The organism is Phenylobacterium sp. GW821-FHT12F10 (assembly GCF_058806695.1).
This window is the reverse complement of record NZ_JBXAPY010000001.1, coordinates 1,910,487-1,924,689: the sequence shown is the minus strand read 5'-3', so window position 1 is coordinate 1,924,689 and position 14,203 is coordinate 1,910,487. Positions and strand designations below refer to the sequence as shown.

The window sequence follows — 14,203 nt, the reverse complement described above, 5'->3', positions numbered from 1 at the left end:
TGCGCTTAACGAGCGGCCCGGGAGCGATCCCGGGCCGTTTCGTTTAGGTGTATTTCTTGATCTGGATCAAAGATGACGCCGGCGTCATCTTTATCGTCACCCCTAGAGCCCGGCGCGTGACCGGGCGAAAGGGAGCCAGCCATGCTGCACGTGACGCTCGTCGACGGACCGCCCACCGAGGTCCAGACCTTCGATTCCGAGGACCTCGCCGCCCGCCTGTCGGACCACGATGTCGAGGTGATCCGGGAGATCTTCAACACGCCGCTGACCGGCTCCTACAACTGGGACTACGAGACGGCCAATTCCAAGATCCGGCGGCTCTACGAGTTGGGCAAGCGGTTCAACTGGAACACCGAGCTGGACATCGACTGGACGCAGGCGCCGCCGCCGCCCCGCGACGTGGCGGCCGGGGAGGGGCCTGAGGGCTTCGCCGGCCATCCCAAGTGGGAGGCCCTGACGGCCGAACAGAAGCGCGAGTTCTCCCACCGCTCCAACGCCCAGACCCTCTCGCAATTCCTGCACGGGGAGCAGGGGGCCCTGATGGTGGCCTCCCAGCTGGTGAGCTGCGCGCCGACCCATGACGCCAAGCTCTACGCCGCCTCCCAGACCTTCGATGAGGCGCGCCATGTGGAGGTGTTCCACAAGTACCTGATGGAGCGCTGCCGGATGATCTACCCGATCAATCCGAGCCTGAAGTTCCTGCTGGACAAGGTGCTCACCGACCCGCGCTGGGACCTGAAGTTCATCGGCATGCAGATCCTCATCGAGGGTCTGGCCCTGGCCGCCTTCCAGACCATCCACCAGACCACCGAGGATCCGCTGCTGCGTGACGTGGTGGGCCTGGTGATGCGCGACGAGGGCCGGCACGTGGCCTTCGGGGTGAACTATCTGGAGGACTGGATCCGGGCCCTGCCGGAGGACCAGATCGAGGAGCGGGCCCAGTTCGCCTACGAGGCCTGCCTGGTCATGCGCGACCGCCTGGTCTCCACCAACGTGGCCCAGGAGTTCGGCTTCACCGAGGCCGAGGCGATCGAGATCAACAACGCCACCCAGGGCGGCCGGGCCTTCCGCACCTTCCTGTTCGAGCGGATGATCCCCAACCTGAAGCGGATCGGCCTGCTGACCGAGAAGATCCGTCCGAAGTTCGAGGCCCTCGGCGTCCTGCAGTTCGAGAACCTCAAGCACGACGGCCAGATCGACTGGGCCACCCTGGAGGCCCCCCTGATGCGCGGCGACGAGGTGATCGCCGCCTAGGACCTCATGGCGTCCTGCGGGCGGCCCGGGGGCGACCCCGGGCCGTTCTGCGTCGCGGGCTAGAAGGGCACGGTGGTCTTGTGGGGCGCGGCGTCACCAAGGCCGGTGAGGCCGCCGGCGGCGTCGGAGGTGGAGAGCCCCGGGGGCATCGGGGCGTCGCGATAGTCGCGATAGGCCTTTCGCTTGGCGGCGGCCTGATCCAGCAGGGCCTGCTTGGCGCGACTGAGGCCCGGCGGGATATAGACCGCGGTCTTCGCCCCCTCGCCCAGACGTTCCATGCAGGCGTCCCGCTCGGCCTGGCTCAGGCCTGAGCCGCCGATATTGGCGCAGCCGAGGCTGCGGCGCAGGGTGGCCGAGAGCTGGGGCGTCAGGCTGGGGGGCGTGGGCGCCGGGGTGGCCGGCGGCGGCGCCTCGGGCACGAACAACGGCGCGACGGAGAGATCGTCCGGCCGCAGGCGCGAGGGACGGGGGCGCAGCTGCGGCCGCGGCCGGGGCGAGGCCTGGGGAATCGATTCGACAATGCGGGGCGCGATGGTGACCTCGAACACCGGGGCGGGCTCGTAGCGCGCCGGTTTGGCGTGGTTGACCGCCAGGACCGACAGGACGGCCACATGGCCGATGAGGGACGCCGCCGCGAGGGCTCCCAGTCGCCAGCGCCTCCCGTTCCCCATGCCCAGTCCCGTTCCTGCAACCTTCGCCATAGGGCGAGGACGGGCGGGGCGAATTCATGTCCGAAAGCAGGCGAGGCGCGCGCGCTTTCGCAAACGTTGACGCCGAGGGGCTTGGCGAGTATGAACCGCGCTCCTTTCGAGGCCGGGGATTCTTCCCTTCGCCCCGTTGAACGGCAAGTCCCGAAACGGACAGCCAGACCCGCCGGAACGCGACCCAAAGCGCGCCGGCGAGTTTTTGCGTTCAGCGAGCCGGTTTCGGAGCTTTTGAATACGGACCCCAACTGAGGCGCCACGGCCCAACGGCACACGCCTCCAGAGCAGAGAATAGATGCCAACAGTCAATCAGCTCATCCGCAAGCCCCGGCAGAATAAGCCGGTGCGCAACAAGGTGCCGGCCCTCAAGGGCTGCCCTCAGCGCCGTGGCGTTTGCACCCGCGTCTATACGACGACCCCGAAGAAGCCGAACTCCGCGCTTCGTAAGGTCGCCAAGGTGCGTCTGACCACCGGCATCGAAGCGGTGTGCTACATCCCGGGCGAAGGCCACAATCTGCAGGAGCACTCCGTCGTGCTCATCCGCGGCGGCCGGGTTAAGGACCTTCCTGGCGTCCGTTACCACATCCTGCGCGGCGTGCTCGACACCCAAGGGGTCAAGGATCGCAAGCAGCGTCGTTCGCTCTACGGCGCCAAGCGTCCTAAGTAAGGAATAAGAAGAATGTCCCGCCGCCGTCGCGCCGAGAAACGTCAAGTCCTGCCCGACCCGAAGTTCGGGGACCTGACGGTCACCAAGTTCATGAATTACGTGATGTACGAAGGCAAGAAAGCCGTCGCCGAGAATATCCTCTACGGCGCCTTCGACATCCTCGAAGCCAAGCGCAAGGACCAGGGTCCCCTGGAAACCTTCCACGCCGCGTTGGAAAACGTCGCGCCGGGCATCGAAGTCCGCTCCCGCCGGGTCGGCGGCGCCACCTATCAGGTGCCCGTCGAAGTGCGTCCCGACCGGCGGAAGGCTCTCGCCATCCGTTGGCTGGTGACCGCCGCCCGCAAGCGCGGTGAGAACACCATGACCGAGAAGCTGGCCGGCGAACTGCTGGACGCCTCCTCGAACCGGGGTTCCGCCGTCAAGAAGCGCGAAGACACCCACAAGATGGCCGAAGCCAACCGGGCCTTCTCGCACTACCGCTGGTAACCAGCACGAACCATCCCTTTTCGGCGCGGGCGGTTTGAGTTAAACCGCCCGCGCTGTTCGTTCAGCCTATCCCGAACGCCTTTTCCAGCAGAGCTATCCGCTATGGCCCGCGCGCACAAAATCTCTGACTACCGTAACTTCGGCATCATGGCCCACATCGATGCCGGGAAGACCACGACCACGGAGCGGATTCTCTACTACACCGGCAAGAGCCATAAGATCGGTGAGGTCCACGATGGCGCGGCCACCATGGACTGGATGGAGCAGGAGCAGGAACGCGGCATTACGATCACGTCGGCCGCGACGACCGCCATCTGGAACGGTCACCGCCTGAACATCATCGATACCCCCGGCCACGTGGACTTCACCATTGAAGTCGAACGCTCGCTGCGCGTGCTCGACGGCGCCGTCGCGGTGCTGGACGGCAACCAGGGCGTGGAGCCCCAGACCGAGACCGTCTGGCGCCAAGCCGACCGCTACAACGTTCCGCGCATCGTGTTCGTCAACAAGATGGACAAGATCGGCGCCGACTTCGAAATGTGCCTGAAGACGATCCGTGATCGCCTGGGCGTGAAGGCCGTGCCGATCCAACTGCCGATCGGCTCGGAAGCCTCGCTGAAGGGCATCGTCGACCTGGTCCGCATGAAGGCCGTGGTCTGGGACAATGACGGCCTGGGCGCGACCTATCGCGACGAGGAAATCCCGGCCGACATGCAGGCCAAGGCTGAAGAAGCCCGCCACTACCTGATCGAGAACGCGGTCGAACTCGACGATGAGGCGATGGAAGCCTATCTGGGCGGCGAAGAGCCGTCGGTCGAGGTCATCAAGAAGTGCCTGCGCAAGGCGGTTCTGACCGGCGCCTTCTATCCGATCCTCGCCGGCTCGGCCTTCAAGAACAAGGGCGTCCAGCCCCTGCTCGACGCCGTGGTCGATTACCTGCCTTCGCCGATCGACATTCCGCCGACCCCGGGCATCGACTTCAAGACGGAAGAGCCGGTGGTCCGCAAGGCCTCCGACGAGGAGCCGCTGTCGGTTCTGGCCTTCAAGATCATGGACGACCCCTTCGTGGGCTCGCTGACCTTCTGCCGCATCTATTCGGGCAAGCTCGAAACCGGCATGGGCCTGCTGAACTCCTCCCGCGACAAGAAGGAACGCGTCGGCCGCATGCTGCTGATGCACTCCAACAATCGCGAGGACATCAAGGAAGCCTTCGCCGGCGACATCGTCGCCCTGGCCGGCCTCAAGGACACCCGCACTGGGGATACCCTTTGCGACCCCCTGAAGTCGCCAGTCATCCTGGAGAAGATGGACTTCCCGGCGCCGGTCATCGAGATCGCCATCGAGCCGAAGTCCAAGGCCGACCAGGAAAAGCTGGGCGTCGCCCTGGCCAAGATGGTCGCCGAGGATCCGTCCTTCACGGTCTTCACCGACCAGGAGTCGGGCCAGACGGTCATGAAGGGCATGGGCGAGCTTCACCTGGACATCAAGGTCGACATCCTGCGTCGCACCTACAAGGTCGACGCCAATATCGGCGCGCCGCAGGTGGCCTATCGCGAGAGCCTCGGCCGCAAGGCCGACATCGACTACACTCACAAGAAGCAGACCGGCGGTACGGGCCAGTTCGCCCGCGTCAAGATTCTGTTCGAGCCGGGCGAGCCCGGGTCGGGCTTCGTCTTCGAGAACACCGTCGTCGGCGGCTCGATCCCGAAGGAGTTCATTCCCGGCGTTCAGAAGGGTCTCGACACCTCCAAGGAAAACGGCCTGCTGGCCGGCTTCCCGCTGATCGACTTCAAGGCCACGCTGTATGACGGCAACTACCACGACGTCGACTCCTCGGTCCTGGCCTTCGAAATCGCGGCCCGCGCCGCCTTCCGCGAACTTCGCGAGAAGGGCGCTCCCAAGCTGCTCGAGCCGGTCATGAAGGTCGAAGTGGTGACGCCCGACGAATATATGGGCGACGTCATCGGCGACCTGAACAGCCGCCGCGGCCAGATTCAGGGCACCGAAACCCGGGGTAACGCCCAGGTGGTTACGGCCTTCGTGCCGCTGGCCAACATGTTCGGCTACATCAACACCCTGCGCTCGTTCTCCCAAGGACGCGCCAACTTCTCCATGACCTACGATCACTACGAGACGGTGCCGCAGGCCGTGGCCGACGAAGTGATCAAGAAGTACGCCTAACCCCAACCCTAGTTTAGAGGACGAGCCCGGACAGGGCTGGAGCTTGAAATGGCTAAAGAAAAGTTCGAACGCACTAAGCCGCACTGCAACATCGGCACGATTGGTCACGTTGACCATGGCAAGACGACGTTGACGGCCGCGATCACGATGACGCTGGCCAAGGCCGGTGGGGCCAAGGCGATGGCCTATGCCGACATCGACGCGGCTCCGGAGGAGAAGGCGCGCGGGATCACGATCAACACCGCGCACGTGGAATATGAGACGGCCAACCGTCACTACGCCCACGTCGACTGCCCCGGCCACGCCGACTATGTGAAGAACATGATCACCGGCGCGGCCCAGATGGACGGCGCGATCCTGGTGGTGTCGGCCGCCGACGGCCCGATGCCGCAGACCCGCGAGCACATCCTGCTGGCCCGCCAGGTGGGCGTGCCCGCCCTGGTGGTCTACATGAACAAGGTCGACCTGGTGGACGACGCCGAGCTGCTGGAGCTGGTGGAGATGGAGGTGCGCGAGCTCCTGTCGTCGTACCAGTTCCCGGGCGACGACATCCCGATCACCATGGGTTCGGCCAAGGTGGCGCTGGACGGCGGCGATCCGGAGATCGGTGAGAAGTCGATCCTGAAGCTGATGGAGACGGTGGACGCCTACATCCCGCAGCCGGAGCGTCCGGTGGACCTGCCGTTCCTGATGCCGGTGGAAGACGTGTTCTCGATCTCGGGCCGCGGCACGGTGGTGACCGGCCGGATCGAAAAGGGCATCGTCAAGGTCGGCGAGGAAGTCGAGATCGTCGGCATCCGCCCCGTCCAGAAGACCATCTGCACGGGCGTGGAAATGTTCCGCAAGCTGCTGGACCAGGGTCAGGCCGGCGACAACGTGGGCGTGCTGCTGCGCGGCACCAAGCGTGAAGACGTCGAGCGCGGCCAGGTTCTCTGCAAGCCGGGCTCGATCACCCCGCACACCAAGTTCGTGGCCGAGGCCTATATCCTGACCAAGGAAGAGGGCGGTCGTCACACCCCGTTCTTCACCAACTACCGTCCTCAGTTCTACTTCCGGACCACCGACGTGACCGGGATCATCAAGCTGAAGGAAGGCGTGGAAATGATCATGCCGGGCGACAACGCCGAGCTGGACGTGGAGCTGATCACCCCGATCGCCATGGACCAGGGCCTGCGTTTCGCCATCCGCGAAGGCGGCCGCACCGTCGGCGCCGGCGTGGTCTCCAAGATCGTCGAGTAGTCTCTACCCGCTCCCTCTTGGGGGCAGGATGACAAGATCAGGGCCGTCCGGGGAAACCCGGGCGGCCCTTTTCCTATGGCGCTATCGGACCTGCCGCAGGGAGGTGATGGCGTAGGCCAGGCCGATCCGGTTCAGGTCCGCCACGTCCTTGTCCAGGATCAGGCAGCGGCCGCCGAAGTCCTTGTCCGTGCAGACCTCCCACGCGCCCCGGCCGATCTTGATGCTGAGGGTGCGGTCATTGTTCTGCTTGGGCAGGTTGGTGATCTCGGTGCTGGTGGCGTAGGCCCCGCCCGTGAAGTTCAGGCCGTCATAGAGGGTGATGGAGCCGCCCCGGGCCCGAGGGCGCTCGTAGCCGCCGTTGTAGCCGCCGTTGTAGCCGCCGTTATAACCGCCATTGTAACCGCCTTGGCCGCCATAGCCGCCTTGGCCTCCATAGCCGCCTTGGTTTCCGTAGCCGCCCTGGTTGCCGTAGCCGCCGCCGCTGTAACCCCCATTATAGCCGCCACCGGAGCCCCAGCCTCCGCTGCCGTAGCCGCCCCGGTCGCCATAGCCCCCCTGGCCGCCCGGGCCGCCATAGGGCCCGGCCATTCGGCAGCTCAACTGGCCGTTCTCGTTGGTGATCTCGCTGCGGCAACCCTCGAAGTCGAGACTGGTCGCCCGGTAACGGCCGCTATAGTCGCGGCATTCGGCCCACAGGGTCAGGCGGCCGCCGTCGGTCACCCGCACCTTCTGGCAGCTCTGCCAGTAGCTTCCCGGCGGCGGGGCGCTGTAGCCCTGCGCCTGGGCGCTTCCCAGGGCCGCGGCCCCCAAGATCGCCGCGCCCGCGGCCGCGGCCGCTCCAGCGGCCCATGTCCTGATCTTCATAGCCCACTCCGATTGAGAACCGTCCCTGCCGCCACCCTAGGGCGACGCTGAAGCGCGGAAAAGGCCAAGCTTCTAGGCGGTCTGGCAGTCCGCTTTCACGCCAGGAGCCCGCAGGACATCGCCGACATAGTACTCGGTCATGCCCTGGGCCCGCTTGAGGTCGACGGGATCCGACCCCAGCAGGGGCTGGACCGCGCGGGTCCAGGCCGCCGCGCAGGCCGCCTTGGTCTCGGCGGAGGCGGCGCAGTCGATCACGGCGGCGAAGGCCTGGCGGTAAAGTCCGAACTGCGCCCGGGTCATGGGGGCGCCATGGCCGGGGATGAGGGTCGTGAAGGGGGTGGCCCAGACCTGGTCCAGCGCCCTGCGCCAACCCTCGGGACAGGCGGTGTCCAGGAAGGGGGCGGGGAGGGTGACCAGGTCCCCCGCCGCCGCCACGCGGCTGGCGGGATCGTAGAGCCAGACATCCCCGGCCGTCGCGGCGTGGGGCGCCAGGTTCACCGCGAGCCGCAGGCCCGCGAGCTTCCGGGTTTCCGAGCCGGTGACCACCACGTCGGGGCGCAGGGCCGCGCCGGCCTCGACGGTGGCGATGTCGCCGGCGACGTCCTCCAGGGTCTCCTTGGGCAGCTCGCCCGCCTTCAGATAGGCCCGACCATCTTCGGCGCCCTTGGCCAGGAAACCAGTCAGGGCCTTGTCGATGGCGGCGCTGGCATAGACCCTCGCGGCCGGATAGGCGCGCCTCAGGTCGGGGTTTCCGCTCACATGGTCCAGGTGCCAGTGGGAATTGACGATGGCGGCGATGGGGCGGCCCTGCGCCGCCGCGAAGTCGAGGATGGCCTGGCGCTGCCAAACGTGGCGACCGGTGTCCATCACCACCAGGCCCTTGGGGGCGGCGAAGATCACCGTATTGCCGTCGGGCTGGCGCCGTGGCGCGATGCCGCCGGGGATCAGCCAGACGCCGGGGGCGACGGCCTGGGCGGCCGGCCTGGGGGCCTCGGCGTCGACCGACCGGGGCGCCAGGAGCGCCAGGGCGGTCAGGGCGATGAGCTTCAGGCGCGGCATGGTGATCCTCCCCAGGATGGAGCCAGGATCGCGGCCCTGCGGGGGGCGCTGTCAAATCTCCGATCGTTAACTTTCGCGCGGGTCGGGCGAGGGCTAGTCTCGCCGGCCAAGCTCTTGACTCCCCCCTCCGCCTCGGGCCGCCTGCGGCAAAGGAGCGGGGATCATGGCGAGGAGATTCTGGGCGGCCGCAGGGCTGGTTCTGGCCCTGTCGGCGGGCGGGGCGCAGGCCGCGCCGGACCTAGCCAGGATGACCGGCGGCGAGCTGACCGCCTTCACGCGCCAGATGCCCAAGGGCGGCGAGCTGCACAACCACATCGCCGGGGCGATCTTCCCCGAGACCCTGCTGGCCTGGGCGGCGGAGGACGGCCTCTGCGTCAACCTCAAGACCCTGGCCCTGACCCCGCCCTGCCAGCCCGGCGAGGATTTCAAGCCAGCCGCGGGCCTGGGCGGCGACGACCTGCTGCGCACGGCGATGATCGACAGCCTGTCTGTGCGTCATCCCGACTTCCTGGACCGCTCGGGCCACGACCAGTTCTTCGGCGCCTTCGGGCGCTTCGGGGCGGTGGGATCAAGGCGGGGCGGGGATAGCCTGGCCCTGGTGATGGACGGCCTGGCCCGGCAGAACACCTTCTATCTCGAGGCCATGGTGACGCCCCAGGGGGCGGCGTCGCGGATCCTGGGGGCGAAGGTCGGCTGGAAGGGCGGGGACCTGGCGGCCCAGAAGGCGGCCAACAGCGCCGCGGGCCTTGAGGCCCTGGTTCCGGCCGCCATGGCCGAGACCGACGCCCTGGAGGCGCGGGCGCGGGCGGTGATGAAGTGCTCGACGCCGGAGGCCGCGCCGGGCTGCCAGGTGACCGTGCGCTACCTGGTCCAGGCCGGGCGGGTTGGGCCGCCGGAACAGACCTTCGCCCAGCTCCAGCTCGGGGTGGCGCTGATCGCCGCCGACCGGCGCTGGGTCGGGCTGCAGCTGGTGGCGCCGGAGGACCATCCCCAGGCCCTGGCCAATTACAGCCTGCACATGAGGATGGTGGACTATCTGACCGACCACGGCCGCACCGCCAAGGCGGCCCTGCACGCCGGCGAGCTGTCCTTCAAATACGCCGCGCCCGAGGACCTGCGCTTCCACATCGCCCAGGCGGTGCGGGTGGCCGGGGCGCGGCGCATTGGGCACGGGGTCGACCTGCCCCTGGAGGCCGACGCCGAGGGCCTGGCCGCGGAGATGGCCGCCCAGGGAATCCTGGTGGAGGTGAACCTCACCTCCAACGACAAGATCCTGGAGGTCTCCGGCAAGGCCCATCCCTACGCCTGGCTGCGCCAGCGCCGGGTGCCGGTGAGCCTCTCCACCGACGACGCCGGCATCCTGCGCATCGACCTCTCCCATGAATACGCCCGGGCCGCCGGCGAAGGGGCGAGCTATGGCGACCTGAAGGCCTCGGCGCGCAACGCCATCGCCTATTCCTTCCTCAGCGGGGAGGGGCTGTGGTCCGATCCGGGGACCTATCGGCGGCCGGCCAAGGCCTGCGCCGGCCAGATCGGCCAGGCCGAGCCGAAGCCCGGCCCCTGCGCGGCCCTGTTGGCCGCCAGCGACAAGGCCCGCGAGCAGTGGCGGCACGAGCGGCTGCTGGCGGCCTTCGAGGCGGCCGCCAGATGACCGCGGTGTCATGACCTCGAATTAAGCTGCCTTGGCCGGCGGCGCCGTCTACCGTCGCCTCAAGATTGATCCATCAAGAGGAGGGACCCCATGCGTCTCCCGACCATTCTCGCCGCCGCGTCCGCCCTGGCCCTGATGGCCGGCGCCGCGTCCGCCGCCAACGCCGCCACCGTCGAGGTCAAGGACGCCGTCGCCCGGGTCGTGGTGATCCCCGAGGACCGGGGCGACATCAAGGTGGAGTTCCTGACCACCAATCCGAGCCTGCCCCTGCAGGTCCGCAGCCTGGCCGGCAAGACCATCGTCGACGGCGATCTCGACCGGAAGATCAAGAGCTGCAACAGCAGCGGCGGCAGGACCCGGGTCTATGTCTCGGGGATCGGCGACGTGGCCTATGACGACATGCCCCAGATCGTGATCCGCACCCCCAAGGACGCCAAGGTCGAGGCCGGCGGGGCGGTGTTCGGCTCGGTGGGCAAGACCGCCAGCCTGGAGCTCTCCAACGCCGGCTGCGGCGACTGGACGGTGGGCAATGTGGCCGGGAAGATGAACATCAACGTCGCCGGCTCCGGCGACACCAGCACCGGCTCGGCCGGGGAGGCGAACCTGCGGGTGGCCGGGTCGGGCGACGTCCGCACCCAGGCCGTGGCCGGGGCGCTGGAGGTGTCGGTGGCCGGGTCCGGGGACGTGGACGTGGCCTCGATCTCGGGCCCGCTGAACGTCAAGATCGCCGGCTCCGGCGACGTCAAGATCTCCGGCGGCCGCGCCAGCCAGGTGACCACCTCCATCGCCGGCTCGGGCAATGTGGACTTCAACGGCGTGGCCGGCAGCCTGACGGCGAAGATCGCCGGGTCCGGCGACGTCCACGTCAAGTCGGTGACCGGCACGGTGTCCAAGGCCATCGTCGGCTCGGGCAATGTGAGCGTCGGCTGAGGTCCGGCCGCTTGCGGGAGAGGTCCTCCGGGGGTTGGGATTTACATATGTAAACTTCTCTGGTCTGGTCGGGCCATGAAGTTCCTGCTCAGTCTGACGATCGCCCTGGGGGCGCCGGCCCTGGCCATGGCCGCGCCGACCCTGACCCTGGACGCCCCCGCGGCCCGGGTGGTGGTCATCCCCGAGGCGCGGGCCGACATGGCGCTCACCGCCGATCCGCGGCTGGCCATCCATCCCGTGGCCGGCGGCGGGGCCCGGGTCACCGGCGCCAGCTCCTGGCTGGAGCAGACCCTGCCCTGGGTGTTCGGCTATCGCTGCAGCGCCGCCGGCGTCAGCCGCTGGGGACGCGCCATCGCCATCAAGGACCTGCCCACCCTGACCGCGCGGGTCCCGCTGGACGCCGACATCACCACCCGCGGCGCGGTGTTCGGCCAGGCGGGGGCGGGGAGGACGCTGAAACTCGCGGCCAGCGGCTGCGGCGCCTGGCGGCTGGGGCCGCTCTCCAGCGGCCTGACCGTGACCCAGACCGGACCGGGCCAGGTGATCGCCAGCCACGTGGACGGCGCCCTGAGGGCCACCGTGGACGGCTCGGGGACCATCGTGGTGGGGCAGGGGGTCACCTCCACCGCCAAGCTGATCATGAAGGGCGACGGGCGCATCGACGACCGCGGAACCGTCGGCATGCTGGACGCCGAGATGCGCGGATCGGGGCTGATCACCGTGCGCCTGCTCGCCGGACAGGCGAAAGTGGCCTATGACGGGGATGGGAATGTCCGGTGGGGCCGACCCAAGGGCAAGAAGTTCTGCGCGGGCCTGGCCTGCTACTGAACCGCGCCTCCGAAACTTCCTGAACCGAGGCCGTTGCTGGCCTTGACGAGGCCGAGTCGCACACGTATAGACGCGCCTCTTGTTGGATCGGCTGTGCGCTTCGAAGTGATTTGAGGCGCAGACGCGGTTCGCAGAACGACCCGGAACCCTGAGAAATTGGGCGACCGGGCGGGGCCCTCGCGGAAACCTTTCGCGCGGGCCTATGTCGTTTTTAGCGGACTTACGCGTACGAGCGTCTCCCCCGGGGGGCGTTTGGGTTGGTCTTTGAAATGGTCAAAGTCACGCGGACGGACCGTCGTCTGTAGGGGAAATTGAAGAGCGATATGGATCGTCAGAACATCCGCATCCGGCTCAAGGCCTTCGATCACCGCGTGCTGGATCATTCCACGCGTGAGATCGTCAATACGGCCAAGCGCACCGGCGCGACCGTGCGGGGGCCCATCCCCCTGCCGACGCACATCGAAAAATTCACCGTCAACCGCTCGCCCCACATCGACAAGAAGTCGCGCGAGCAGTTCGAAATCCGCACGCACAAGCGCGTGCTCGATATCGTCGACCCCACCCCGCAGACCGTGGACGCGCTGATGAAGCTCGACCTGTCCGCCGGCGTGGACGTCGAGATCAAGCTCTAGAGGGGATCGGTCGATGCGTACCGGCGTGATCGCCAAGAAACTGGGCATGGCGCGCTTCTTCGATGAAGCGGGAACCCATGTGCCGGTGACCGTCCTCAGCCTCGAAGGCTGCCAGGTCACCGCTCATCGGACCCAGGATAAAGACGGCTATGTCGCCCTCCAGCTCGGAGCCGGCGTCAAGAAGGCCAAGAACACCTCCAAGGCCATGCGTGGTCACTTCGCCAAGAGCGAAGTCGAGCCCAAGCATGAGCTGGCCGAGTTCCGCGTCACCGCGGACAACCTGATCGACGTGGGCGCCGAGCTCACCGCCGACCACTTCGTCCCCGGCCAGAAGGTCGATGTGACGGCCAAGACGGTCGGTAAGGGTTTCCAGGGCGCCATGAAGCGCTGGAACTTCGGCGGCATGCGCGCCACCCACGGGGTGTCGGTCTCCCACCGTGCGCACGGCTCCACCGGTCAACGGCAAGATCCCGGCAAGACCTTCAAGGGCAAGAAGATGGCTGGCCACCTCGGCCAGGAAACCGTCACCACCCTGAACGTCTCGGTCTGGCGCATCGACGTCGAGCGCGGCCTGATCCTGATCAAGGGCGCGGTCCCCGGCACCGAGGGCACCTACGTAAAGATCCGCGACGCCATCAAGTCGGCTCGTCCGGCTGAAGCCCCGGTCCCCGGCGGCTTCCGCAAGGCTGGCCAGGTCGCTCCCGCCGCTGACGCGGCGCCGGTGGACGAGGCTCCGGCCGAAGCCCCCGCAGCCGAGGGCGCAGAATAATGAAACTCGACGTCATCAAACTTGACGGCGCCAAGGGTGGTTCGATCGAACTGTCCGACGCCGTGTTCGGCATCGACGAGATCCGTGGCGACATCCTTCAGCGCATGGTGACCTGGCAACTCGCCAAGCGCCGCGCCGGGACCCACAAGATCCAGGTCCGCAACGAGGTCTCTCGTACGGGCAAGAAGATGTACAAGCAGAAGGGCTCCGGCGGCGCTCGTCACGGTTCGCGCCGTGCGGCTCAGTTCGTCGGCGGCGCCAAGGCCCACGGTCCCGTGGTCCGCAGCCACGCCTTCGACCTGCCCAAGAAGTTCCGCGCCCTGGCCCTGCGCCATGCGCTGTCCTCCAAGGTCAAGACCGGCTCGCTGGTCGTCCTGGACGCCGCGGTGCTGACCGATCCGAAGACCGCCGCCCTTCGCGCCCAGTTCGACACCATGGGCCTGAAGAACGCGCTGATCATCGCCGGCGCCGAAGTGGACAACAACTTCGCCCTGGCCGCTCGCAACATTCCCAACGTGGATGTGCTGCCGAACGCCGGCCTCAACGTCTATGACGTGCTGCGTCGCCATACGCTGGTCCTGACCAAGGACGCGGTGGATGCGATCAACGCTCGTTTCGCTGAGAAGGAGGCCGCGTGATGGCTAACCCCGTCGCCCGCCACTACGACGCGATCCTGTCGCCCGTGATCACCGAGAAGGCCACCCTGCTCTCCGAGCAGAACAAGGTCGTCTTCCGCGTGGCCATGGACGCGACCAAGGACGAAATCTCCGCAGCCGTCGAAGCGCTGTTCAAGGTCACGGTCACCAAGGTCAACACCCTGGTGGTCAAGGGCAAGACCAAGCGCTTCCGGGGCCGTCCGGGCCGTCGCTCGGACGTCAAGAAAGCTGTCGTGACCCTGGCCGAAGGCCAGTCGATCGACATCACCACGGGGCTCTAAGC

General features: G+C 67.5%; 15 protein-coding genes. 12 read left to right on the top strand and 3 right to left on the bottom strand.

From position 1 onward, the window contains the following. Positions 1-141: 141 nt before the first annotated feature. Entirely contained in the window at positions 142-1,254 is a 1,113-nt protein-coding gene (locus AC1RN5_RS09730; RefSeq protein WP_421931194.1) for a ferritin-like domain-containing protein, read from the top strand. A 59-nt stretch (positions 1,255-1,313) separates the two neighbouring features. Here the strand turns inward: AC1RN5_RS09730 and AC1RN5_RS09725 are convergent, their stop codons facing one another. Continuing rightward, positions 1,314-1,925, bottom strand: a complete 612-nt coding sequence (locus AC1RN5_RS09725; protein ID WP_493040961.1) for a hypothetical protein — start codon at positions 1,923-1,925, stop codon at positions 1,314-1,316. 328 nt (positions 1,926-2,253) lie between these two features. Between AC1RN5_RS09725 and rpsL the strand changes: the two genes are divergently transcribed. The 4 genes from rpsL to tuf all read left to right on the top strand — a co-directional run bounded on the left by rpsL (position 2,254) and on the right by tuf (position 6,531). After that, entirely contained in the window at positions 2,254-2,625 is a 372-nt protein-coding gene (gene rpsL, locus AC1RN5_RS09720; protein ID WP_111278705.1) for a 30S ribosomal protein S12, read from the top strand. Between the two features lie 12 nt (positions 2,626-2,637). Beyond that, complete coding sequence (gene rpsG, locus AC1RN5_RS09715) at positions 2,638-3,111, top strand: 30S ribosomal protein S7 (protein WP_293492233.1); 474 nt, start codon at positions 2,638-2,640, stop codon at positions 3,109-3,111. Positions 3,112-3,213: 102 nt separating this feature from the next. Further along, the gene (fusA, locus tag AC1RN5_RS09710; RefSeq protein ID WP_493040960.1) at positions 3,214-5,292 is read left to right on the top strand and encodes an elongation factor G; all 2,079 of its coding nucleotides are present in this window, start codon (positions 3,214-3,216) and stop codon (positions 5,290-5,292) included. Positions 5,293-5,340: 48 nt separating this feature from the next. After that, positions 5,341-6,531: an elongation factor Tu gene (gene tuf / locus AC1RN5_RS09705; protein WP_421931186.1), complete on the top strand. Its 1,191-nt coding sequence runs from the start codon at positions 5,341-5,343 to the stop codon at positions 6,529-6,531. Between the two features lie 81 nt (positions 6,532-6,612). Here the strand turns inward: tuf and AC1RN5_RS09700 are convergent, their stop codons facing one another. Both AC1RN5_RS09700 and AC1RN5_RS09695 read right to left on the bottom strand, forming a co-directional pair. After that, positions 6,613-7,395, bottom strand: coding sequence for a beta/gamma crystallin-related protein (locus AC1RN5_RS09700; protein WP_493040959.1), 783 nt, complete (start codon positions 7,393-7,395; stop codon positions 6,613-6,615). 72 nt (positions 7,396-7,467) lie between these two features. Beyond that, complete coding sequence (locus AC1RN5_RS09695; protein WP_493040958.1) at positions 7,468-8,454, bottom strand: MBL fold metallo-hydrolase; 987 nt, start codon at positions 8,452-8,454, stop codon at positions 7,468-7,470. Positions 8,455-8,617: 163 nt separating this feature from the next. On the opposite strand from AC1RN5_RS09695, the gene AC1RN5_RS09690 reads away from it, so the two are divergent. The 7 genes from AC1RN5_RS09690 (at position 8,618) to AC1RN5_RS09660 (ending at position 14,201) form a co-directional block, all read left to right on the top strand. Then, on the top strand, positions 8,618-10,105 hold the full coding sequence (locus tag AC1RN5_RS09690; RefSeq protein ID WP_493040957.1) for an adenosine deaminase family protein: 1,488 nt from the start codon (positions 8,618-8,620) through the stop codon (positions 10,103-10,105). A gap of 90 nt (positions 10,106-10,195) precedes the next feature. Then, positions 10,196-11,035, top strand: a complete 840-nt coding sequence (locus AC1RN5_RS09685; protein WP_493040956.1) for a GIN domain-containing protein — start codon at positions 10,196-10,198, stop codon at positions 11,033-11,035. Positions 11,036-11,110: 75 nt separating this feature from the next. Further along, positions 11,111-11,863 (top strand): hypothetical protein, encoded by a 753-nt coding sequence (locus tag AC1RN5_RS09680; protein ID WP_493040955.1) that lies wholly within the window; start codon positions 11,111-11,113, stop codon positions 11,861-11,863. Positions 11,864-12,186: 323 nt separating this feature from the next. After that, positions 12,187-12,495: a 30S ribosomal protein S10 gene (rpsJ, locus tag AC1RN5_RS09675; protein ID WP_056730043.1), complete on the top strand. Its 309-nt coding sequence runs from the start codon at positions 12,187-12,189 to the stop codon at positions 12,493-12,495. Positions 12,496-12,508: 13 nt separating this feature from the next. Beyond that, positions 12,509-13,264 carry a 50S ribosomal protein L3 gene (gene rplC / locus AC1RN5_RS09670; RefSeq protein ID WP_421931202.1) on the top strand — a complete coding sequence of 252 codons (756 nt, stop codon included), beginning with the start codon at positions 12,509-12,511 and terminating at the stop codon, positions 13,262-13,264. Next, positions 13,264-13,902: a 50S ribosomal protein L4 gene (gene rplD, locus AC1RN5_RS09665; RefSeq protein WP_215340968.1), complete on the top strand. Its 639-nt coding sequence runs from the start codon at positions 13,264-13,266 to the stop codon at positions 13,900-13,902. Before rplC ends, rplD begins: the two co-directional genes overlap by 1 nt. Beyond that, positions 13,902-14,201 carry a 50S ribosomal protein L23 gene (locus AC1RN5_RS09660; RefSeq protein ID WP_421931203.1) on the top strand — a complete coding sequence of 100 codons (300 nt, stop codon included), beginning with the start codon at positions 13,902-13,904 and terminating at the stop codon, positions 14,199-14,201. Before rplD ends, AC1RN5_RS09660 begins: the two co-directional genes overlap by 1 nt. The last annotated feature ends 2 nt before the right edge of the window (positions 14,202-14,203 follow it).

Excerpts from the sequence above, each read along its gene's own strand:
- AC1RN5_RS09660 (WP_421931203.1), top strand. The coding sequence starts at position 13,902 with ATGGCTAACCCCGTCGCCCGCCACTACGACGCGATCCTGTCGCCCGTG.
- AC1RN5_RS09680 (WP_493040955.1), top strand. The coding sequence starts at position 11,111 with ATGAAGTTCCTGCTCAGTCTGACGATCGCCCTGGGGGCGCCGGCCCTG.
- tuf (WP_421931186.1), top strand. The coding sequence starts at position 5,341 with ATGGCTAAAGAAAAGTTCGAACGCACTAAGCCGCACTGCAACATCGGC.
- fusA (WP_493040960.1), top strand. The coding sequence starts at position 3,214 with ATGGCCCGCGCGCACAAAATCTCTGACTACCGTAACTTCGGCATCATG.
- AC1RN5_RS09700 (WP_493040959.1), bottom strand. The coding sequence starts at position 7,395 with ATGAAGATCAGGACATGGGCCGCTGGAGCGGCCGCGGCCGCGGGCGCG.
- AC1RN5_RS09730 (WP_421931194.1), top strand. The coding sequence starts at position 142 with ATGCTGCACGTGACGCTCGTCGACGGACCGCCCACCGAGGTCCAGACC.
- rplD (WP_215340968.1), top strand. The coding sequence starts at position 13,264 with ATGAAACTCGACGTCATCAAACTTGACGGCGCCAAGGGTGGTTCGATC.
- rplC (WP_421931202.1), top strand. The coding sequence starts at position 12,509 with ATGCGTACCGGCGTGATCGCCAAGAAACTGGGCATGGCGCGCTTCTTC.
- rpsG (WP_293492233.1), top strand. The coding sequence starts at position 2,638 with ATGTCCCGCCGCCGTCGCGCCGAGAAACGTCAAGTCCTGCCCGACCCG.
- AC1RN5_RS09725 (WP_493040961.1), bottom strand. The coding sequence starts at position 1,925 with ATGGGGAACGGGAGGCGCTGGCGACTGGGAGCCCTCGCGGCGGCGTCC.
- rpsL (WP_111278705.1), top strand. The coding sequence starts at position 2,254 with ATGCCAACAGTCAATCAGCTCATCCGCAAGCCCCGGCAGAATAAGCCG.
- AC1RN5_RS09695 (WP_493040958.1), bottom strand. The coding sequence starts at position 8,454 with ATGCCGCGCCTGAAGCTCATCGCCCTGACCGCCCTGGCGCTCCTGGCG.
- AC1RN5_RS09690 (WP_493040957.1), top strand. The coding sequence starts at position 8,618 with ATGGCGAGGAGATTCTGGGCGGCCGCAGGGCTGGTTCTGGCCCTGTCG.
- rpsJ (WP_056730043.1), top strand. The coding sequence starts at position 12,187 with ATGGATCGTCAGAACATCCGCATCCGGCTCAAGGCCTTCGATCACCGC.
- AC1RN5_RS09685 (WP_493040956.1), top strand. The coding sequence starts at position 10,196 with ATGCGTCTCCCGACCATTCTCGCCGCCGCGTCCGCCCTGGCCCTGATG.